Source organism: Mycetohabitans rhizoxinica HKI 454, assembly GCF_000198775.1.
In the GTDB taxonomy this organism is placed as follows: domain Bacteria; phylum Pseudomonadota; class Gammaproteobacteria; order Burkholderiales; family Burkholderiaceae; genus Mycetohabitans; species Mycetohabitans rhizoxinica.
Genome location: NC_014722.1, coordinates 1289696 through 1308702, shown reverse-complemented (window position 1 = coordinate 1308702; position 19007 = coordinate 1289696). Strand labels below are relative to the sequence as shown.

The window sequence follows — 19007 nt, the reverse complement described above, 5'->3', positions numbered from 1 at the left end:
CGCCGGCCAATAAAAAGCGGCACCATCTTAACAGCAAAGCGAACCGCAGCCGGCTCAGGTTCGCGCGATGGTCCTAAAATAGAGGATCTTTTGTCGACAAGATGTCCCTATTTGAGATGCGCACGCCTGCGAAAAGACCTGCAGGGCCGAGCGAACCGGCAACCGCCGACAATCGTGCAACCGTCGGAGCGGACTGGCCCGTGCCGCTGTCCGGGCACGCCGAGCCCAACGCGCCGGTGCGCGACTTCGTCACGTTGCGCCGTGCATTGGTCGTGCTGCTGATCGCCACCGTCGTACTGCCGGCGGGGTTCCTGCTGTACTACGGCATAACGAGTTGGCACAAGGCGCTGGACGACGCCAGTGGATTTGCCACACGTTCGTCGCGGATCACCGAAGAGCAAGCGCTGAAGGTGTTCGAGCTCAATGAAGTGATCCGGGACAGGGTCCTGCAGGCAATCTATGAAGCCGAATCTCATGGCGGCGCGTTGGGCGGTTACGCAATGACCACCAAGCTGCGCTCAATTGCCGCACCTTTCGATCACTTGGCCGCGGTAAGTGTGTACGATGCAAGCGGCCGACTCGTGGTCACCAACGATCCCTATCTGGGCGTGCCGCGCAGTCTTGCGCAGACCGATGCATTCCGCAACGCCGCTCGGTGGAACCAGGGCGACTACGTGACCGAGGCGATCCCTTTACGGGGACACCGTGACCGCATCTTCGATGTCATCACACCGCGCCATCTCAACGATGGCTCATTTGCCGGCGTCGTCGCCCTGTCGATCCGCGCGTCGTACTTCGAGGACTTTTATCGTGAGCTCGTGACCGGCAGCCACATCGGCCAGCTCGCGCTGATGCGCAATGATGGCACATTGCTCGCCCGCTATCCGCCGCCAGTGCCCGGCGACGTCGAGCCGCCGGTGCCGCGCGGCGTGCTGGCCGCGCAACTGGGCGGCACCGAGCGGGTCCACCTGGCCGATACGCAGGCGATCATTGGCTACCGGCGCGTGGGCTCGCGGGACGTCTACGTCACCGACTACTTGCGGCTGGACCAGGTATTCTCGCGTTGGCTCGCTCGCACCGCGATCGTCACCGGCTTTTCGGTCGTACCCAGCATCGCGTTGTTCCTGGTGGCGTTCGTTGCACTGCGCCGCCTCGATAGCGAGGAAAAAGCATGGCGCCAATGGCAGGCGGAAGCCTCGCTGCGGCGTGCGGCCGAGGAAGACTATCGGCACGCACTGAAAATGGAATCGCTGGGCCGGCTGACCGGCAGCGTCGCGCACGACTTCAACAACCTGCTGATGGTGCTGTCCGCGAATGCGCGGCTGATCCGTCTAAAGATGGGCGAGGGCAACATGGCAAAACAGTGGCAGGCCATTGACCGGGCCGTGCACACTGGCGAAGCGCTGACCCGTCGTTTGCTCAGCGTCTCGCGCAAGCAGCCTACGCGAGCCGAGCGGATCGACCTGCGCAGCCGTCTGGCCGAGTGGAAGGGGTTGATCGAAGCATCCGCCGGCCCGCAGTGCGACGTGCGCATCGCGGTGCCCGACAGCGTGTGGCCCGTGCTGGCAGACCCCACCGACCTGCAGCTTGCGCTGATCAACCTGCTCGCCAACGCGCGCGACGCGCTACCGGCCGGCGGCCAGATCGCCATTTCGGCCAACAACCACCAGGCGGCGCACGAGCACGCCGGCACGGCGTCGATAGCCGAACCGGATCTAGTGCGTATTGCGGTCAGCGACAATGGCTGCGGGATGAGCGCCGACGTGGCAGCGCGCGCGTTCGAGCCATTCTTTACGACCAAGGAGCTCGGCAAGGGCACCGGCCTCGGACTGCCGCAGGTCTATGGCTTCTGCCAGCAGGCCGGCGGCAATGCGCAAATCATTAGCCATCCCGGCGTGGGCACGACGGTCGCCTTGTTCCTGCCAGCGGCGCCGGCAGCCGAAGCCGAGGCACCCGCCCACGTCGGGCTGCGCACCGCCGAACGCGACGGGGCTGCCCCGCATCCGTCGGTGTCTAACGGCGACATTCCCGTACCGGCGCCCAATGAACCCTTGTCGCGGCGATCGCCCGCCACGGCACCGGCGAACGTCGACGCGGTATCCGACGGCCGGCCGAGCCGCGCGGCGCGGGCGCGCCGCGCCTTGACCGGCATGACCGGGCTTGATCTCCTGCTGGTGGAGGACGATAACGAGGTCGCCGAAGCGACGGCGGCAGTGCTGAACCTGGACGGTCATCGAGTAACCACCGCGCCGGACGCCCATTCAGCCCTGCAGATCTACCATCGGCACGCGCGATACGATGCGGTGATCAGTGATGTGACAATGCCCGGCCCGATGAACGGCATCGACCTGGCCATCGCGTTGCGCGATGCGAACCCTAGCTTGCCCGTGATCCTGGTCACCGGGCACACCGACAAGTTAAGTCTGGCGCAACGTGAAGGCCTGCTGGTGCTACCCAAGCCGGTCAATTTCGACGTGCTGCGCTCCGCGCTTCCTCAAGCGGCATGACGATGGCTTATGCCAGCGGGCCCTGTTATGCGGCGCCCCGCAGGAATGCCACCAACTCGCGGTTGTACGTGTCGCGCTGTTCGATGTTCGAGATATGCGATGCGTCGAGTTCAAGATACTGCGCCCCCCAGATCGCCGCAGCCATCGCCCGGCCCTGCTCCGGACTTGTCGCAACATCGTGCGTGCCGACAATGACCAACGTCGGTAGGGTGATGCGGCCCAGTTCGTCGCGCAAATCCGCATCGCGCACCGCCTCGCAGTTTGCGGCATACCCCTCGGGGTCGGTAGCCATCAGTTGCGCTCGCAACGGCTCAACCTGGGCGGCTTGCCGCTCGCGAAATCCCGGCGTGAACCAGCGCTCAATGGCCGCGTTGGCCAAGTCAGCCATGCCTTCGCCGCGCGCTTTCGCGATGCGCGGGTTCCATACCGGCGGCGAGCCGATCTTGGGTGCCGTGTTCGACAACACCAGCCGGATCAGCCGGTCGCCATGACGCGCGCCAAGCGCAATGCCGATCTGCCCGCCCATCGACAAACCGCAAAAGTGCGCACGCTCGATACCCAATGCGTCAAGCAACGCAACCACGTCATCGGCCAGCCGTCCGATTGTATAAGGCCCCGGCGGCGTATCCGACTGTCCGTGTCCGCGCGTATCGTAACGCAGCACGCGAAAATGTGCGTTTAGCGCCGGGACTTGGGCATCCCACATCGCGAGCTGCGTGCCCAGCGAATTGGACAGCACGACCCACGGCGCATCGGTATGCTCGGCACCGTCAATACAGTAATGCAGGTGAATTCCGTCGATCGACGCAAATGGCATGATGGGTTCCTCGTCAGTCGTTCAGATAATGAGCCGGCGGGCTGCACGCCCACTATGGCACATTGGAGCGCGCCGACTTCACACGCGCTCGAGCGCAAGCGCGATGCCTTGGCCAACGCCGATGCACATTGTCGCAAGTACGAAGCGCCCGGCCCGTCGCTGCAATTCATAGGTGGCCGTCAACGTCAGCCGCGCACCAACGCAAGCGAGCACGATGCAACAAACAACAACTTCGAATCCGAGCGTCTCCGCCAAAGGACCGGCGCCTGACGCCGGACGACCCGCCGGCGGCGAACGCCCGGGCGACTCATACGTGCAGTCGTTCGCACGCCAACTGGCGGATGATCCGCTCATTCGACGCAACGCGGGCGCAGCAAACGCTGACCGACAAGCCCCAGATCAAGCAAGCCATCGCACAGGTGCGCGAACAAGGCTGGTCCATCGTTGACCAGGAGCTGGAGGTGGCCTGATTTCGATGTCAGCGCCGATTCGCGACCGCCAGCAGCGCATCATCGCCGCGATGAATATCAGCGGCAATGCACAACGACAATCGGCAATTCAGATGACCCAATCATGCCTTGCGCCATTGCTCGACGCGGCGCAACGCGTCTCCGAGTTGATCGCACGACGCGGCTGAGCGTGCGATGCGCGGGGGCGTGCAAAAATCCGAATAACCATGCACCATAAGGGTTGCTCAACCGGCCCGCGACACGCACGCACCATGACAACCACGGTTTCTTCCGCCGCATCCGCCTCTACGCTGGACATGATCATCTTCGGCGGCGGCGGCGACCTGTCGGCCCGCAAATTGCTTCCGGCGCTGTACATGGCGCATCTGCACGGCAACCTGCTGGCCGACACGCGGATCATCGCGATCGGCCGTAAGGACTTCTCGCGCGACCAGTACCTCGCGTTCATCGACGAGCACTCGCGGCCGTTCGTCGACAGCAGTGTGCTGGACAAACAAGCGTGGGACCGCTTCCTGGCGTTGCTCGACTACGTGCGGATCGATGCCGGCTCGTCACCCGACTACGCCAACCTCGTCGCGGCGTCCCGCCCCGGAGCACAACGCGTGTTCTATCTGGCCACCTCACCCGAGCTCTTCACGACGATCTGCGACAACCTCACCGCGTGCGGGCTGGTCGACGAACAATCGCGCGTCGTGCTCGAAAAACCGTTGGGACACGACCTCGCGTCGGCACGTGCGATTAACGCGTCGGTCGGCCAGCACTTTGCCGAATCGCAGATCTACCGGATCGACCATTACCTGGGCAAGGAGACCGTGCAGAACCTGATGGTACTGCGCTTTGGCAACGCGATTTTCGGGCCACTGTGGCAAGCGCCGTACATCAAGAACGTGCAAATCACGGTCGCCGAGACCGTGGGCGTCGGCAGCCGGGCCGGTTTCTATGACCAGACCGGTGCGCTGCGCGACATGGTGCAGAACCACCTGCTGCAGTTGCTGTGCATCGTGGCGATGGAACCGCCCGTGTCGCTCGATCCCGATGCGGTACGGGACGAAAAGCTCAAGGTACTGCGCTCGCTGCGTCCGATGACGGTCTCGGACATCGCCCGCGATACGGTGCGCGGCCAGTACACCGCAGGCGCGATCGGTAGGGAGCCAGTCAAGGGTTATCTTGAGGAAGACAACGTGCCGCCAGGCAGCCACACGGAGACGTTCGTCGCGCTGCGCGCGCACATCAACAACTGGCGTTGGGCCAACGTGCCGTTCTTCCTGCGCACCGGCAAGCGGATGCCGAAGCGGCTCTCCGAGATCGTCATCGATTTCGCCGACTTGCCTTTCTCGATCATTCCGAGCGGGCCGCGCAACTACGGTAACCGGCTGGTAATCCAGCTGCAACCGGAGGAATCGATCCAGTTGCAAATGCTTGCGAAGGAGCCGGGCAGCGGCATGCACATGCTGCCGGTCAATTTGAACCTGGACTTGCAGCAGGCGTTTACGGGACGCCGCGCCGAAGCCTACGAGCGGCTGCTGATCGACGTGATCCGGGGGCGCCTGACCCATTTTATGCGCCGCGATGAATTGGAAGCCGCTTGGACCTGGGTCGAGCCGATCCTGGCCGGCTGGCGCGAACTGGGCGAACGCCCCCGCACCTACACGGCCGGCACCTACGGGCCCGCCGCTTCGTCCGCGCTAATGGCGCACGAAAATATGTCGTGGGCCGAAGAAATGTGACGCAGCGGGCGGCGACCGGGTGTTCCAGCCGGAACACCCGGTTGGTGGTCGGATCGGTGGTCGGGTCGGTGCATAGGCCCGTGGCCCTACCGGTAGTTGACCCGTTACGCCGCGAGTGGTCGGCCCGCTGCCCGCCGCCTAGCGGTGACTCTCCGGCTGGATCTTCCACCAGCGTGGCAGCAACGCGCGCACGTCGCGCCGCATAAAGCGGTCATCCAGCAGATGCACGACACCACGGTCAGTCTCGCTGCGGATCACGCGGCCTGCGGCCTGCACTACTTTCTGCACCCCTGGGAACAAGTACGTATAGTCGAATCCGGCACTAAACAGCCGCTGCATCCGCTCGCGCAACTGTTCGTTCACCGCATTGATTTGCGGCATCCCGAGCGTGGCGATAAACGTGCCAACCAGCCGTGTGCCGGGCAGGTCGATGCCCTCGGCAAATGCACCGCCGAGCACGGCGAAACCGATGCCGCGGCCGTGCGGCTCGAAGCGGGCGATGAAGGCACGCTGTGCCGGCTCGTCCATCGCCCGGGCCTGCTGCCACACCGGAATCGACGGATGCGTAGTGTTGAACAGCGCAGCCGCCTGTTCCAGATATGCAAAGCTGCTAAAAAAGCACAGATAGTTGCCGGGCCGCGCCGCATACTGCGAGGCAATCTGCTCAACCAGCGCGCCAAGCGACGCCTGGCGGTCCCGATAGCGGGTCGAGATCGACGGCGTCACGTACACGGCGAGTTGCTCCGCACTGAACGGACTGTCGACGTCGACATTGACAGTATCGTCCGGTAGTCCGAGCAGGTCGCGATAGAAGCGCGCAGGCCACAGTGTCGCGGAAAAAAGCGTCATCGAATGGGCTGCCGCCACACGCGCGCGCAATGCCGCCGCCGGCACGATATTGTGGATGCACAACGTCGAGCGCCGCGTGGCACGCGCCGCGGCCCCCTCCAGCGTGGCCAGTGTGACGTCGAACATCCAGTGCTCGTCGAAACGCTCAGCGATGCGCAGGAAGTGGATCGCATCGAGATAAAAGCGCTCCAGGCGCACGTCCGGTACAAGTTGCGGCTCGGCCAGATGCTCGCCGATCGCACCAACGGCGCGCTGCAGCGCGCATAGCCATGCATCGGGCAACACGTCAGAGGCACGATACGGTTCGGCTTGCGCGCGATTCAGCGTGTTCCAGCATCGCTGCAAGCGACGCAGTGCGGTACCCAGCGTGCCGCGCGCGCCACGAGCAAGTTGGGCCAGTTCCCCCTGTTCGAGCGTGGCCGAGTACATCGCCCGCGCCCGTTCGGGCAAATTATGCGCCTCGTCCACCAGCACGGCGATCCGCCACTGATTTTGCACGGTCAACGCAAACAGGGGGGCGCCGGTGTCAAAATAGTAGTTGTAATCGCCGACGATCACATCAGCCCAGCGCACCAATTCCTGGCCCAAGTAGTACGGACACACATGATGGGTCAAGCCCACTTCGCGCAGCACGCTGCGATCGAGCCAGTATCTTGCCAACGCCGCCTCACGGGCAGCCGGCAACCGATCATAGAAGCCTTGCGCGAGCGTGCATGACTGCCCGTTACACGCATTCCCCGGATACTCGCACGCCTTGTCGCGCGCGACTAGTTCAACCACGCGCAGCGGCAGCGCGGGGGCAGACCTTGGCGCGCGCGCGCCGATGCCTGTGCGTCCGACCACCCTGGATCCGGCCCGCGCTGATTCTGCTGATTCTGCTGATTCTGCTGATTCTGCTGATTCTGTTGGTTCTGTTGATTCTGTTGGTTCTGTTGGTTCTGTTGGTTCTGTTGGTTCTGTTGGTTCTGTTGGTTCTGCTGACCGTCGCGGTCCCACGGTGCCACGCGTCAAAAACTGCAGTGAATCCAATGCCAGTTGCCGACCCGGACTCTTCGCGCTCAAGAAAAACACTTTGTCGATCGATGCGCGCGGACAGGCCTTGAGCAGTGGAAACAGCGTACCGAGCGTCTTGCCGATGCCCGTCGGTGCTTGCGCGAGCAGCACACGGGCGCCGAGTGCCGCGCGGTAGACCGCCTCGGCAAGCTCGCGCTGACCCGCACGAAACGCAGGAAACGGCAACTGCAAACCGTGCAGCATCGCATCGCGCGCGGCGCGGTGTGCTCGTTCCCGAGCCGCCCAGTCGATAAAGCGTGCACATTGCTGTTCGAACGCCGCTTGCAGCGCAGCGGCACTTGCCGTCTCGGTCAGCACTGTTTCGTGCCCAGTCGTGATGTCGTAGTACACCAGTGCGAGTTCGATCGACGGCACGCGCGCCTGCTGACAGAACAGCCAGCCGTACACCCGCAACTGTGCCCAATGCAGCGCGCGGTGATTGTCCGGCATCGCATCCAGTTCGCCGCGATACGTCTTGATTTCCTCGAGCCGACCCCGTTGCGGATCGTAGCCGTCCGCGCGACCGCGCACCGTCAGTTCCCGGTACTCGCCCGTGACACTGATTTCCGTTTGGTAGTCCGCATGGCGGCGGCTCGCAACGACGCGATGGCCGGTCCTACCCTCCTCGGCGCTGGGAGACGGCGTGAACCGCAGATCCAGGTCGCCTTGCTTCGCCGTGAATTCGCACAATGCGCGCACGGCAATCACATAGCGCATCACACCGCCCACTGCGCTGGCGCGCTGACGCCGTCCGGGATCGCATTGCCGACCGCGGCGGGCGGCGCCGACATCCTATCTCCGTCGTCGAGCCACCGCACGTGCGCGACGCTGACCGGCAGCCCCTTTTCGTGTGCGTAGGCGAGCCAGCGCAACTGATTGTCCTGCAGCCGGTCGCCGGGCCCTTTCACCTCGATCAGTTCATACGAACGCACGGCCGGCACGAATCGGACCAGATCCGGAAATCCAGAACGGTTCTGCGAGACGTCCCACAACAACCGCTCGAACCACAGCTTCAGATGGGCGGCCGGCATGCAGTCCAGCGCGAGCGTCAACAACGCGGGGTCGAACACGCCCCAGGCCACGAACGGCGATTGAATCCCGGCCTTCGCGGCAAAATTATTTTCGATCGTGCGTCGATAGCGACCATCGTCGAGCTGTTGCAGGCACGCATCGAACAGCGCCTGACGATGCGCGACGAACGTTGGCGCGTCTAGGTCCGCCGGCCCGCGCTGGAACGGATGAAAGAATGCGCCGGGTATCGGCGCGAATATCACCTGCCAGCACAACAGGCCAAACAAGGTGTTGATCAATGCGTTTTCGACATAGAACACCGGCGCCTCCGGGCGATGCAGGTGAGCGCGCAATACGTGCTCGACCCGCATCGGCACGGCGGGCATGGGCAGGAGCCAGTCGCTGCGCGAGATCGGCGTTGCCGATGTCTGTGTCTGTGTCTGTGTCGATGTCTGTGTCGATGTCGATATCGATGTCGATGTCGATGCCGATGCCGATGCCGATGCCGATGCCGATGCCGATGCCGATGCCGATGCCGATGCCGATGCCGATGCCGATGCCGATGCCGATGCCGATGCCGATGCCGATGCCGATAAATCAGATTGTAGTGAAGGTACGCGATGCGAGCCGGATGGCTGCTCGCCACATGCTGATTGCATCGGCAGCGGCGATTGCTGTCGTGCGGCGCGCGGCACGCGCTGTAGCCGCGCAAGGGTACGCGCGGCGCGCTGTGCCTCGACCTCGCTAACTGGCGTGCGTACGACTTGCGCAGCAAGCGCCAACGCGTCACCGCGACGGCCGAGCGCCTCGAGCACGCGCACTCGCCGATAGCGGGCTTCCGGATATGTGCTCACCTCGTACGCATGCAGCGCGCGCAGCCAATCGCGCCGCCGCTCGCAGTGCTGGCCGATCCGAAACAACACTTTGGCGCGACGCATACCGAGCCAAGGATTCTCAGTCGGACATGCGCACGCCTGCGACAGCAATGCATCCAGCTTCGCGTCGTCAGGCGCCGCGTCCAATGCCTGACGACACGCATGCAACGAGAAGTAGGCATCGACATCTTCGCGCCGTTGGAATGCACGGGACGATCCGTCCAAGCGCACGGCTTCGTAGCGGAAAACACCCAGGTCAGCCAGCACGAACTCCGACCAGTCCTGCCACAGGTTCCCGAAAAACATTAATCGAAGCCGATCACACAGGGGCCCCAGCAGGAAACGGACAACCTTTGCTGGCCCGTTCGGGCACCAGGCCGAGTACGCCTGTTGTACACCGGGATACGCGGTGCGCAGCGCGTCAAGCAGCGCCGCCTTCGTGCCGCGCGCCGTCTTCGCCGCCTCGAAGCGGTGCTCGAGTTGGACCTTGGTCGCCACAGTGAACAGTTCGTCGACCGACATCGGCGGATCGAGCTCAACCCAGCCTCGCGCAATCAATGGCCCGCATGCGGCAAGCGGCTCGCCGATCTCGGCATAACGCAGCTTGTCCGTGCGAAACAACGGTCCTTTGCGCATTAGCATCCGGACCAGCAGTGCGCGCGACGCGTGCGGCAACGGCTCGACCGCGTCGATGAAGGCTCGCTCTTGCTCGTCAAGCAGGTCATCACATCGATCGCTCAACCACGCGATAGCGCGACGAAAGTTTGCGACATAGTAGAACGGGTCCACGCCGCCGGCGGGAATCGCGTCCATCATCTAATCCTGTATAAATATACAGTACGAGATGATACCAGCGTCGGCCGCATCGGGTCACCCGCCATCGTAGCAGTGTCCGGTAGGCGCCAATCATCACCTTAACCGCGAGATAGCCTAACAGCGCGGCCGACAGCGCGCTGCGTCGCCGCCTCCTCATGAGACGACCAGTTTATCCTCGTGAGGCGACTAGTTTAAGGAGACTAACGAACGCGTGGTAATGCGGGAATAAATCGAACAGCCCGCCCAGCGGTACAGCGGCGGGCGCCGCATCATTGCGTCTGCCGGGCAACGGAAGACTAACGTACGATGCGCTGAGCAGCCGCTCAGAATGGGCGGTTTGTCGCCATTCTGGGCGTGGAGTGATCAAGACTTTTCTGCATGCTGCACAGCGCGCCGGCGCCATCGAGCCTGAAAACCCTGCTAGGGCGGGGCGCAGGCGCCGAGCAACAGCGCCAGCGCCGCCGTTGCGCCCCGCGCATTGGCGCCCTGTCAGTGCACGACCCGTTCGAACACGAACTTGCCATCCTCAAAGTCGACCGGGATCAGGTCCTTTGGACCGAACCGGCCACCCAAGATCAGCTTGGCAATCGGGTTTTCGATCTCCTGCTGGATCGCGCGCTTGAGTGGCCGCGCGCCGAACAGCGGATCGTAGCCGACCTTGCCGATGTGCTCGAGTGCCGCATCCGATACGTCCAGTTGCATGTCCATCTTCGCCAATCGCTCGGTGAGCCGTTGCAGCTGGATCTTCGCGATCGAGCGAATATGGCTGCGATCCAGGCCGTGGAAGACGACGACCTCATCGATCCGATTCAGGAACTCGGGGCGGAAATACTGCTTGACCTCTTCCCAGACCGCATCGCGCACCGCCGCATGAGGCTCGCCGACCATCGACTGGATCTGCTGCGAGCCGAGATTCGACGTCATCACAATCACGGTGTTCTTGAAATCCACCGTACGGCCCTGGCCATCGGTCATGCGGCCGTCGTCGAGTACCTGCAGCAGCACGTTGAACACGTCCGGGTGCGCCTTCTCGATCTCATCGAGCAGGATCACGCTGTACGGCTTGCGCCGCACGGTCTCGGTCAAGTAGCCACCTTCCTCGTAGCCCACATAGCCAGGCGGCGCGCCGATCAGCCGCGCGACGCTGTGCTTCTCCATGAATTCGCTCATGTCGATGCGGATCAAGTGGTCCTCGGTATCGAACAGGAACGCCGCCAGCGCCTTGCACAACTCGGTCTTGCCGACCCCCGTCGGGCCGAGGAACAGGAACGAGCCATAAGGCCGGTTCGGGTCGGCCAAGCCTGCCCGCGAACGGCGAATCGCGTCGGCCACCGCACTGATCGCCTCATCCTGGCCAACCACGCGTTCATGCAACTTCGCCTCAATTTGCAGCAGCTTTTCGCGCTCGCCCTGCATCATCCGCGCAACCGGGATGCCAGTGGCGCGCGATACGACCTCGGCGATCTCCTCGGCGCCCACCTGTGTGCGCAGCAACCGCGGCTTATCGTTCTTGGGCGTACCGGCCTCAGCCTGAGTGACGGCCTTCAGTTGCGCCTCCAGCTGCGGCAACGTGCCGTACTGCAACTCGGCGACCTTGTCCAGCTTGCCCTCGCGCTGACAGCCGCACGATTTCCGCGCGAGTCTTGTCGATCTCTTCCTTCAAGTGCGCACCGCCCTGCACGGCAGATTTCTCCGCCGTCCAAATCTCCTCGAGATCCGCGTATTCGCGCTCGAGCCGCGCGATCTCGTCCTCGATCAACCCGAGCCGCTTCTGCGATGCCTCGTCGGTTTCCTTCTTTACCGCCTCGCGCTCGATCTTCAGCTGGATCAGCCGACGCTCGAGCCGGTCCATCGCCTCGGGCTTCGAGTCGATCTCCATCTTGATCTTGGACGCCGCCTCGTCGATCAAATCGATCGCCTTGTCCGGCAGGAAACGGTCGGTGATATAGCGGTGCGACAGCTCGGCAGCCGCGACGATGGCCGGATCCGTGATCTCGACCTTGTGATGCAGCTCGTACTTTTCCTGCAACCCACGCAGGATCGCAATGGTCGCCTCGACCGACGGCTCATCGACCAGCACTTTCTGGAAGCGCCGCTCAAGCGCCGCGTCCTTTTCGATATATCGGCGGTATTCATCCAGCGTCGTCGCGCCGATGCAATGCAACTCACCGCGCGCGAGCGCCGGCTTGAGCATGTTGCCCGCGTCGATCGCGCCTTCCGCTTTGCCTGCACCGACCATCGTGTGAATCTCGTCGATGAACACGATCGTGCGGCCCTCGTCCTTCGCAATGTCGCTGAGCACCGCCTTGAGCCGCTCCTCGAATTCGCCGCGATATTTGGCGCCGGCCAGCAGCGCGGCCATATCCAGCGACAGCACCCGTTTGTCTTTCAGTGTCTCGGGCACCTCGCCATTGACGATGCGCTGCGCGAGACCTTCGACGATCGCGGTCTTGCCCACGCCTGGCTCACCGATCAACACCGGGTTGTTCTTCGTGCGGCGTTGCAGAATCTGGATCGCGCGACGAATCTCGTCGTCGCGGCCAATCACCGGGTCGAGCTTGCTGGCGCGCGCGCGCTCGGTCAAATCCACCGTGTATTTCTTCAGCGCCTCACGCTGGCTCTCGGCATCCTGGCTGTTGACCTGCGCGTTGCCGCGCACCGCCGCGACGGCGGCTTCCAGCGCCTTACGAGTCAGGCCATGCTCGCGCGCAAGCCGGCCGGCGTCACCCTTGTCATCAGCGAGCGCGAGCAGGAACATTTCGCTAGCGATATACGCGTCGCTGTACTTCTGCGCTTCCTTGTCCGCCTGGTTCAACAAGCCGCTCAACTCGCGGCTCACTTGTACGTTGCCGTCGGTGCCTTGTACCTGCGGCAACCGTTCCAACGCCGCGCCTAGCGCGGCCTGCAGCGCCTGCATATGCACACCGGCGCGCGACAACAGCGAGCGGGCCGCGCCATCGGGCTGCGCGAGCAGCGCCGCGAGCACATGCAGCGGCTCGATATACTGATTGTCTCGCCCAACAGCAAGGCTTTGTGCATCCGCAAGCGCTTCTTGGAACTTCGTGGTGAGTTTGTCGATCCTCATCGAGACCTCCAATCCTTGGTTGTCCCATATCTTGAGGCCCGAATGGCGCTTTTCAAGCGCCCGGGGTCAATGTGATCAAGCCTAGCGCGTGCGCGAGCGGCACGCTAGGCTGACTCAACTCAGCTACCATGTGCTTGTCAAGCTCGGCTAGGCTGCGCTGCAATCCGCTCTCTCTACTGACGACACGACATCATGTTCATTCCCGAATCCGACGCCGCGGCGAGCCGCCTTGCCATCCTGGACGAAGCAGGCATCCATGCGCTAGTCCACCGCTTCTATGCACGCGTGCGGGCAGACGACACGCTGGGACCGATCTTCGCGCAGGCGATTAGCGACGCATGGGATCCACATCTGGCGAAAATGTGCGACTTTTGGGCCAGCATCGCGCTGGGCGTCAAACGCTATAAGGGCAATGTGCAATTGGCCCACCTGCCATTAAAGGGTATCGAGCCCGAGCATTTCAACCGCTGGCTGTACCTGTTCCTGGACACGGTCGAGCACCTGTTCGAGCCCGCCGCAGCGCTCAAGCTGATGGAGCCGGCGCTGCGCATCGCGGAAAGCCTGCAGCTGAGCCGCTTCGGATGGCAATACCAAGTGCCGCCGGAGCAGAAGGCGCTGCTCGAGCGAATCGCGCCGCGCCGCGGCGAGCGTGGTGCCGCTCACTGATCGTCGGCACGCGGACCCTTCGCCGCGTTGTGCGACGCAATGCCCCAGCGCGCGAGCGCCGCGTCGTCGGTGGCGCGCGCATCGACCCAGCGCTCGCCTTGCTCAGTGCGCTCCTTTTTCCAAAAAGGCGCGTTAGACTTTAGGTAATCCATCACGAACTCGCAGGCGGCAAACGCGTCGCCGCGATGTGCAGCCGCGACTGCGACCAGCACAATCTGCTCGCCTGCATCGAGCCGACCGTACCGGTGCACCACGCACACGTCGATGCCCGCCCAGCGGCGCTCGGCTTCGGCAACAATGGCCTCCAGCGCCCGTTCGGTCATACCCGGATAATGCTCGAGTTCCAACGCGCTGATTGACTCGCCGTCGCTCAACTCGCGCACGGTACCCACGAAGCTAACCACCGCACCGATGCGTGGATTGCGCGCACGCAGCCGGGCAAGCTCCGTCGTCACGTCAAAATCGCGTGCCTGCACGCTAACTGTCATCTCATCCTCCGCAGTACCCCGCCCGGCCGCTGCCGCATCACCCGCCGGTGACGGGTGGAAAAAACGCTACCTCACAACCGTCGGTCAGTCGCGTCGCCGGGTTGGTCATGACATGGTCGCAGGCCATGCGCAGCGGGCGTGTGTCCGCCAGTGCGCCTGCCCACGCGCCGCCGCGCGAGCATAGCCAGGCGCGCACGTCGCCGACCGTGTTAACGCTGTCCGGTACGTCAACCGTTTCCGCGCCCGTGCCAACTGCCTCGCGCACACTTGCAAAAAACCTCAGTTCGATCTTCATTGCCCTTGACCGTTGAAAAACCTGTTTCGTCTGCGCGCGCCCTCTCCGTCGCGCTGCTACGCCATTACGCCAGCAACGTCGAGAATGGCAGGAAACGCACCGTCTCACCCGCCTGGATCGCATGCCCAGGGGGATTGTCGATCAATCCGTCCCCCCACACTGTCGATGTCAGCACCGCCGAGCTTTGATTCGGGAACAGGTCCAGGCCTCCAGCCTCGTTGATCCGCGCGCGCAGGAATTCATTGCGGCGATCCGCCTTCTTTTGCGTGAAATCGGCCCGCATGCGCAGCGCACGAGGCTCGACGCATCTCGTGCCGGCTAGGCGCAGGATGAACGGACGCACAAACAACAGGAACGTCACGAAGCTGGACACCGGATTGCCAGGCAAGCCGATGAAGAACGCCGCGTCGTGCGGCGCGCCGGCGCACGATGGCCCCGCAGCTGCCGGTCGGCGCACCGTGCCGAATGCAAGCGGCTTGCCCGGCTTCATCGCGATCTGCCACAGGTGCAGCGAACCTTCAGCCTGCACCGCGGCCCGCACGTGATCCGCCTCGCCCACCGATACACCACCGGAGGTGAGGATCAGGTCATGCGCAAGCGCCGCCTCACGCAGCACATCGCGCGTCGCATCGAGCCGGTCCGGCACAATACCAAGATCCGTCACGTCGCAGCCGAGTGCGGCCAGCAGTCCACCGAGCGTGAACCGGCTCGAATTGTAAATTGCGCCTTCACGCAACGGCTCGCCCGGCATCGTCAACTCGTCGCCGGTAAAGGCTATCGCGACCCTCGGCCGTCGCGCGAGCGGCAGCGTCGCACAGCCGACCGACGCGGCCAGGCCCAACGCCTGCGGCGTTAGCCGCGTGCCGGCGGGCAGGATCACCGCATCCTTGCGGATATCCGAACCACGCCGGTTGATCCACTCGCCCATTGGCGGCGGCGCGTCGAACGCGACCGTCTCGCCATGTGCATGCGCCTGCTCCTGCATCACTACCGTGTCGGCGCCCGCGGGCAGTCGCGCACCGGTGAAAACGCGCGCCGCGGTGCCGGCCTGGAGCGCTCCACTGGGCGCATGGCCAGCTGGCACGCGTTGTGACACGCGCATCGGCCGCCCGGCCACGACGTCGGCGGCCCGCACCGCGTAGCCGTCCATCGCGCTGATGTCGGCCGGCGGCACATCGAGCGCCGAGCGAATGTCGGCGGCCAACACGCGGTTCAGCGCGTCTTGCGTCGGCACTATCTCGACCGCGTCAGGCTGCACGCAGGATGGAAACGCCGCGGCCAGCAACTGCGCAAGCGCGTCCTGCGTGGACAGCCGTGGTGGGTGGATGGCGTCCGTGGCCGTGGCGGCGCCGGCCGTTTGGCTAGCCCACGCCACCGGCGCGGTATCGTTCGGGATCGACATCGGATTCGGGCCGGATGTTGACGAATAAAGACGTATTGTAGCCCCGGCGCTGTAGCCGCGGCGCCGCACCGATACGCCGCCTAGCCGTCGATCTGCGCGCGAATGAAGTCCTTCACACGCTCGGCGTCGGCCGGCAATACAGTGAAACGCTGCGGCAACGCCTCCAGTCCCTCAAAGGCCGGCGGGCGCGCAGGATCCTGGTCCAGCGCCTCACGGATCGTGTCGCCGAACTTGATCGGCTGCGCGGTCTCGAGCACGATCATCGGCACCCCCGGTTCTAGATATTCGCGCGCCACTTTCACGCCGTCCGCTGTATGCGTGTCGATCATCGCCTGGTAGCGACGGTGGACGTCGCGGATCGTCGCGATCCGATCCGCGTGCGTGCTGCGACCGGACACGAAACCGAACTCACGCACGCGGGCAAAATCACCCGACGCGGCCAAGTCGAACCCGCCCTTGACCTCGACGTCGCGAAACAACTGCAACACGCGCGCCGAATCGCGGCCCAGCAAGTCGAAGATGAAGCGCTCAAAGTTCGACGCCTTTGAGATGTCCATGCTGGGACTGGTCGTCTGGTAGGTTTCAGCCCCGACGCGCACGCGATACGTACCGGTACGGAAGAACTCGTCGAGCACGTCGTTCTCATTGGTGGCAACCACCAGCTTATCGATCGGCAAGCCCATCATCCGCGCAATGTGGCCAGCACATATATTGCCGAAATTGCCCGACGGGACGGTGAATGACACGCGCTGGTCGTTGCCGCGCGTCGCATCGAAATAGCCTCGAAAATAGTAGACAACCTGTGCGACGACCCGGGCCCAGTTGATCGAGTTGACCGTGCCAATTTGATAGCGGGCCTTGAACGCGTGGTCGTTCGAGACGGCCTTGACGATGTCCTGGCAATCATCAAACACCCCTTCGACCGCAATATTAAAGATGTTCGGGTCCTGCAGGCTGAACATCTGCGCGGTCTGGAACGCGCTCATCTTGCGATGCGGTGACAACATAAACACACGCACGCCCCGCTTGCCGCGCATCGCGTATTCGGCGGCGCTGCCGGTGTCGCCAGACGTCGCGCCAAGGATGTTCAATTGCTGGTCATGGCGCGTCAACACGTACTCGAACAGGTTGCCGAGCAACTGCATCGCCATGTCCTTGAACGCGAGCGTCGGGCCGTTGGACAGCTCGAGCAGCGCCAGCGGCGCGCCGCCCTCGACGCCCAGCGTCTTGAGCGGCGTGATGCGCTGCGCATCGCTGCCGGCGCGCACGTTTGAATACACGTCGGCGCGATAAGTGCGCCGCGTCAGCGCCCGCAAGTCGTCGGCCGGCATGTCGTCGCAAAATTTTGCGAGTATCTCGAATGCCAGGTCCGCATAGGACAGCGTACGCCAGCGGGACAACTCAGCGTCGGACACACGCGGATACTGCGCCGGCAAATACAGGCCACCATCCTTCGCAAGACCGCCGAGTAGGATGTCGGAAAATGAATGGCGCTCGCCGAGCCCGGCGCCGCGCGTGGAAATGTAGTTCATCCGGGAAAGCTCCTGGCGCTCCGGCCACGGGCCGAAGCAATTGGCGTGGGCATCAGTTCAACGCTTCCATGCGCAGTCGGGTCACGCCCGAGCGCACCGTGGACAACGCTTCGATACGAGAAATCGCTGCATTGATGTTCTTCTCCAGCGTCTCGTGCGTGATCAGGATGATATCGGTCTCGCCCGCCAGGCTTACGTCGATGACCTCCGACTCCTTTTGCAGCAGCGCATCGATCGAGATGTTTAGGGTCGCGAGGATGCGCGTGATGTCGGCCAGCACGCCGGTCTGGTCCGCAACGCGCAACCGCAGGTAGTAGCTGCTGGTGACCTCGTCGATGGGCAAAATCGGCGTGTTCGCCAATCGGTCCGGCTGGAATGCCAGGTGCGGCACGCGATTGTTGGGGTCCGCCGTGTGCAGTCGCGTGACGTCAACCAGGTCAGCGACCACGGCCGACGCCGTCGGCTCGGCACCCGCCCCCTTGCCATAGTACAGCGTCGCGCCCACCGCATCGCCGTAGACTAGGACCGCGTTCATCGCCCCCTGCACATTCGCGATCAGCCGCTTGGCCGGAATCAGCGTCGGATGCACGCGCAACTCGATGCCCTGCGTGGTGCGCCGCGCAATGCCGAGCAGCTTGATCCGGTAGCCCAGTTCCTCCGCGTAGCGAATGTCCAGCGCGTCCAGCCGGGTGATGCCCTCGACATGGGCACGCTCGAACTGCACCGGCACGCCGAATGCGATCGCCGCCATGATCGTGGCCTTGTGCGCAGCGTCAATCCCCTCGACGTCGAACGTCGGGTCGGCCTCCGCGTAGCCGAGCCGCTGCGCGTCGGCCAACGCGGTCGCGAAATCCAAGCCGCGCTCGCGCATCTCAGAGAGAATGAAGTTAGTGGTGCCGTTGATGATGCCGGCAATATACTGGATGCGGTTCGCCGTCAGGCCCTCGCGCAACGCCTTGATGATCGGAATGCCGCCGGCCACCGCGGCTTCGAACGCGACCATCACGCCCTTGGCACGCGCCGCCTCGAAAATTTCAGTTCCATGCACAGCGAGCAGCGCCTTATTGGCCGTCACCACATGCTTGCCATTGTGGATCGCACGCAGCACGAGTTCACGGGCGATGCCGGTGCCGCCAATCATCTCCGCGATGATGTCCAGCGACGGATCGTCGACCACCGCGACAAAATCCGACGCCAGCGCCACCGTGCCAAGCGCATCGCCCAGCACCTGTTGCGCCTTAGCCGGATTGCGCACCGCGACGCGCGTGATTTCGATCCCGCGGCCAGCCCGGCGGCTAATTTCTTCCTGGTTGCGGCGCAACACGTTGAACGTGCCGCTACCGACCGTGCCAAAGCCCAACAATCCTACTTTGATCGGTTCCATCATCCCGCGTGTGTCATAGTCATTAAAAGG

11 protein-coding genes and 3 pseudogenes are annotated in these 19007 nt (G+C 63.8%); 4 read left to right on the top strand and 10 right to left on the bottom strand.

Annotated elements, in window-relative coordinates; translation table 11 throughout:
• Nucleotides 1-101: 101 nt before the first annotated feature.
• Complete coding sequence (locus tag RBRH_RS06130; protein WP_013435172.1) at nucleotides 102-2507, top strand: hybrid sensor histidine kinase/response regulator; 2406 nt, start codon at nucleotides 102-104, stop codon at nucleotides 2505-2507.
• A 25-nt stretch (nucleotides 2508-2532) separates the two neighbouring features.
• Here RBRH_RS06130 and pcaD read toward each other — a convergent pair whose 3' ends face one another.
• Nucleotides 2533-3324: a 3-oxoadipate enol-lactonase gene (gene pcaD / locus RBRH_RS06125; RefSeq protein ID WP_013435171.1), complete on the bottom strand. Its 792-nt coding sequence runs from the start codon at nucleotides 3322-3324 to the stop codon at nucleotides 2533-2535.
• Nucleotides 3325-3402: 78 nt separating this feature from the next.
• Nucleotides 3403-3534: pseudogene (locus tag RBRH_RS20150) on the bottom strand (3-oxoadipyl-CoA thiolase); the annotation flags it as partial.
• A gap of 164 nt (nucleotides 3535-3698) precedes the next feature.
• Here RBRH_RS20150 and RBRH_RS17125 point away from each other — a divergent pair.
• Both RBRH_RS17125 and zwf read left to right on the top strand, forming a co-directional pair.
• Nucleotides 3699-3961, top strand: a pseudogene (locus RBRH_RS17125) (IclR family transcriptional regulator domain-containing protein); the annotation flags it as partial.
• Nucleotides 3962-4045: 84 nt separating this feature from the next.
• Nucleotides 4046-5521, top strand: a complete 1476-nt coding sequence (gene zwf, locus RBRH_RS06115; protein ID WP_041754238.1) for a glucose-6-phosphate dehydrogenase — start codon at nucleotides 4046-4048, stop codon at nucleotides 5519-5521.
• A 138-nt stretch (nucleotides 5522-5659) separates the two neighbouring features.
• On the opposite strand, the gene RBRH_RS06110 is transcribed toward zwf, so the two are convergent.
• The 3 genes and pseudogenes from RBRH_RS06110 to clpB form a co-directional block, all read right to left on the bottom strand.
• Nucleotides 5660-8140 (bottom strand): ATP-dependent DNA helicase, encoded by a 2481-nt coding sequence (locus tag RBRH_RS06110; RefSeq protein ID WP_041754237.1) that lies wholly within the window; start codon nucleotides 8138-8140, stop codon nucleotides 5660-5662.
• A complete protein-coding gene (locus tag RBRH_RS16185; protein WP_162145549.1) occupies nucleotides 8140-10122 on the bottom strand; it encodes a VRR-NUC domain-containing protein in 1983 nt (660 codons plus the stop codon). Before RBRH_RS16185 ends, RBRH_RS06110 begins: the two co-directional genes overlap by 1 nt.
• Nucleotides 10123-10614: 492 nt before the next feature.
• Nucleotides 10615-13210: pseudogene (clpB, locus tag RBRH_RS06100) on the bottom strand (ATP-dependent chaperone ClpB).
• A gap of 192 nt (nucleotides 13211-13402) precedes the next feature.
• Here clpB and RBRH_RS06095 point away from each other — a divergent pair.
• Nucleotides 13403-13876 carry a group III truncated hemoglobin gene (locus tag RBRH_RS06095; RefSeq protein ID WP_013435162.1) on the top strand — a complete coding sequence of 158 codons (474 nt, stop codon included), beginning with the start codon at nucleotides 13403-13405 and terminating at the stop codon, nucleotides 13874-13876.
• Here the strand turns inward: RBRH_RS06095 and RBRH_RS06090 are convergent.
• The 5 genes from RBRH_RS06090 to RBRH_RS06070 form a co-directional block, all read right to left on the bottom strand.
• A complete protein-coding gene (locus RBRH_RS06090; RefSeq protein ID WP_013435161.1) occupies nucleotides 13870-14364 on the bottom strand; it encodes a molybdenum cofactor biosynthesis protein MoaE in 495 nt (164 codons plus the stop codon). The two genes, RBRH_RS06095 and RBRH_RS06090, sit on opposite strands and share 7 nt — an antisense overlap.
• A 37-nt stretch (nucleotides 14365-14401) precedes the next feature.
• Complete coding sequence (moaD, locus tag RBRH_RS06085) at nucleotides 14402-14659, bottom strand: molybdopterin converting factor subunit 1 (protein ID WP_013435160.1); 258 nt, start codon at nucleotides 14657-14659, stop codon at nucleotides 14402-14404.
• A 64-nt stretch (nucleotides 14660-14723) separates the two neighbouring features.
• A complete protein-coding gene (locus RBRH_RS06080; RefSeq protein ID WP_013435159.1) occupies nucleotides 14724-16130 on the bottom strand; it encodes a molybdopterin molybdotransferase MoeA in 1407 nt (468 codons plus the stop codon).
• 11 nt (nucleotides 16131-16141) lie between these two features.
• A complete protein-coding gene (thrC, locus tag RBRH_RS06075) occupies nucleotides 16142-17593 on the bottom strand; it encodes a threonine synthase (RefSeq protein WP_013435158.1) in 1452 nt (483 codons plus the stop codon).
• 52 nt (nucleotides 17594-17645) lie between these two features.
• Entirely contained in the window at nucleotides 17646-18977 is a 1332-nt protein-coding gene (locus tag RBRH_RS06070) for a homoserine dehydrogenase (RefSeq protein ID WP_041754234.1), read from the bottom strand.
• Between the last annotated feature and the right edge of the window lie 30 nt (nucleotides 18978-19007).

What these genes read in the sequence shown, in the direction of transcription:
- RBRH_RS06130 (WP_013435172.1), top strand. Translation starts at nt 102, where the DNA reads ATGTCCCTATTTGAGATGCGCACGCCTGCGAAAAGACCTGCAGGGCCG.
- pcaD (WP_013435171.1), bottom strand. Translation starts at nt 3,324, where the DNA reads ATGCCATTTGCGTCGATCGACGGAATTCACCTGCATTACTGTATTGAC.
- zwf (WP_041754238.1), top strand. Translation starts at nt 4,046, where the DNA reads ATGACAACCACGGTTTCTTCCGCCGCATCCGCCTCTACGCTGGACATG.
- RBRH_RS06110 (WP_041754237.1), bottom strand. Translation starts at nt 8,140, where the DNA reads ATGCGCTATGTGATTGCCGTGCGCGCATTGTGCGAATTCACGGCGAAG.
- RBRH_RS16185 (WP_162145549.1), bottom strand. Translation starts at nt 10,122, where the DNA reads ATGGACGCGATTCCCGCCGGCGGCGTGGACCCGTTCTACTATGTCGCA.
- RBRH_RS06095 (WP_013435162.1), top strand. Translation starts at nt 13,403, where the DNA reads ATGTTCATTCCCGAATCCGACGCCGCGGCGAGCCGCCTTGCCATCCTG.
- RBRH_RS06090 (WP_013435161.1), bottom strand. Translation starts at nt 14,364, where the DNA reads ATGACAGTTAGCGTGCAGGCACGCGATTTTGACGTGACGACGGAGCTT.
- moaD (WP_013435160.1), bottom strand. Translation starts at nt 14,659, where the DNA reads ATGAAGATCGAACTGAGGTTTTTTGCAAGTGTGCGCGAGGCAGTTGGC.
- thrC (WP_013435158.1), bottom strand. Translation starts at nt 17,593, where the DNA reads ATGAACTACATTTCCACGCGCGGCGCCGGGCTCGGCGAGCGCCATTCA.
- RBRH_RS06070 (WP_041754234.1), bottom strand. Translation starts at nt 18,977, where the DNA reads ATGGAACCGATCAAAGTAGGATTGTTGGGCTTTGGCACGGTCGGTAGC.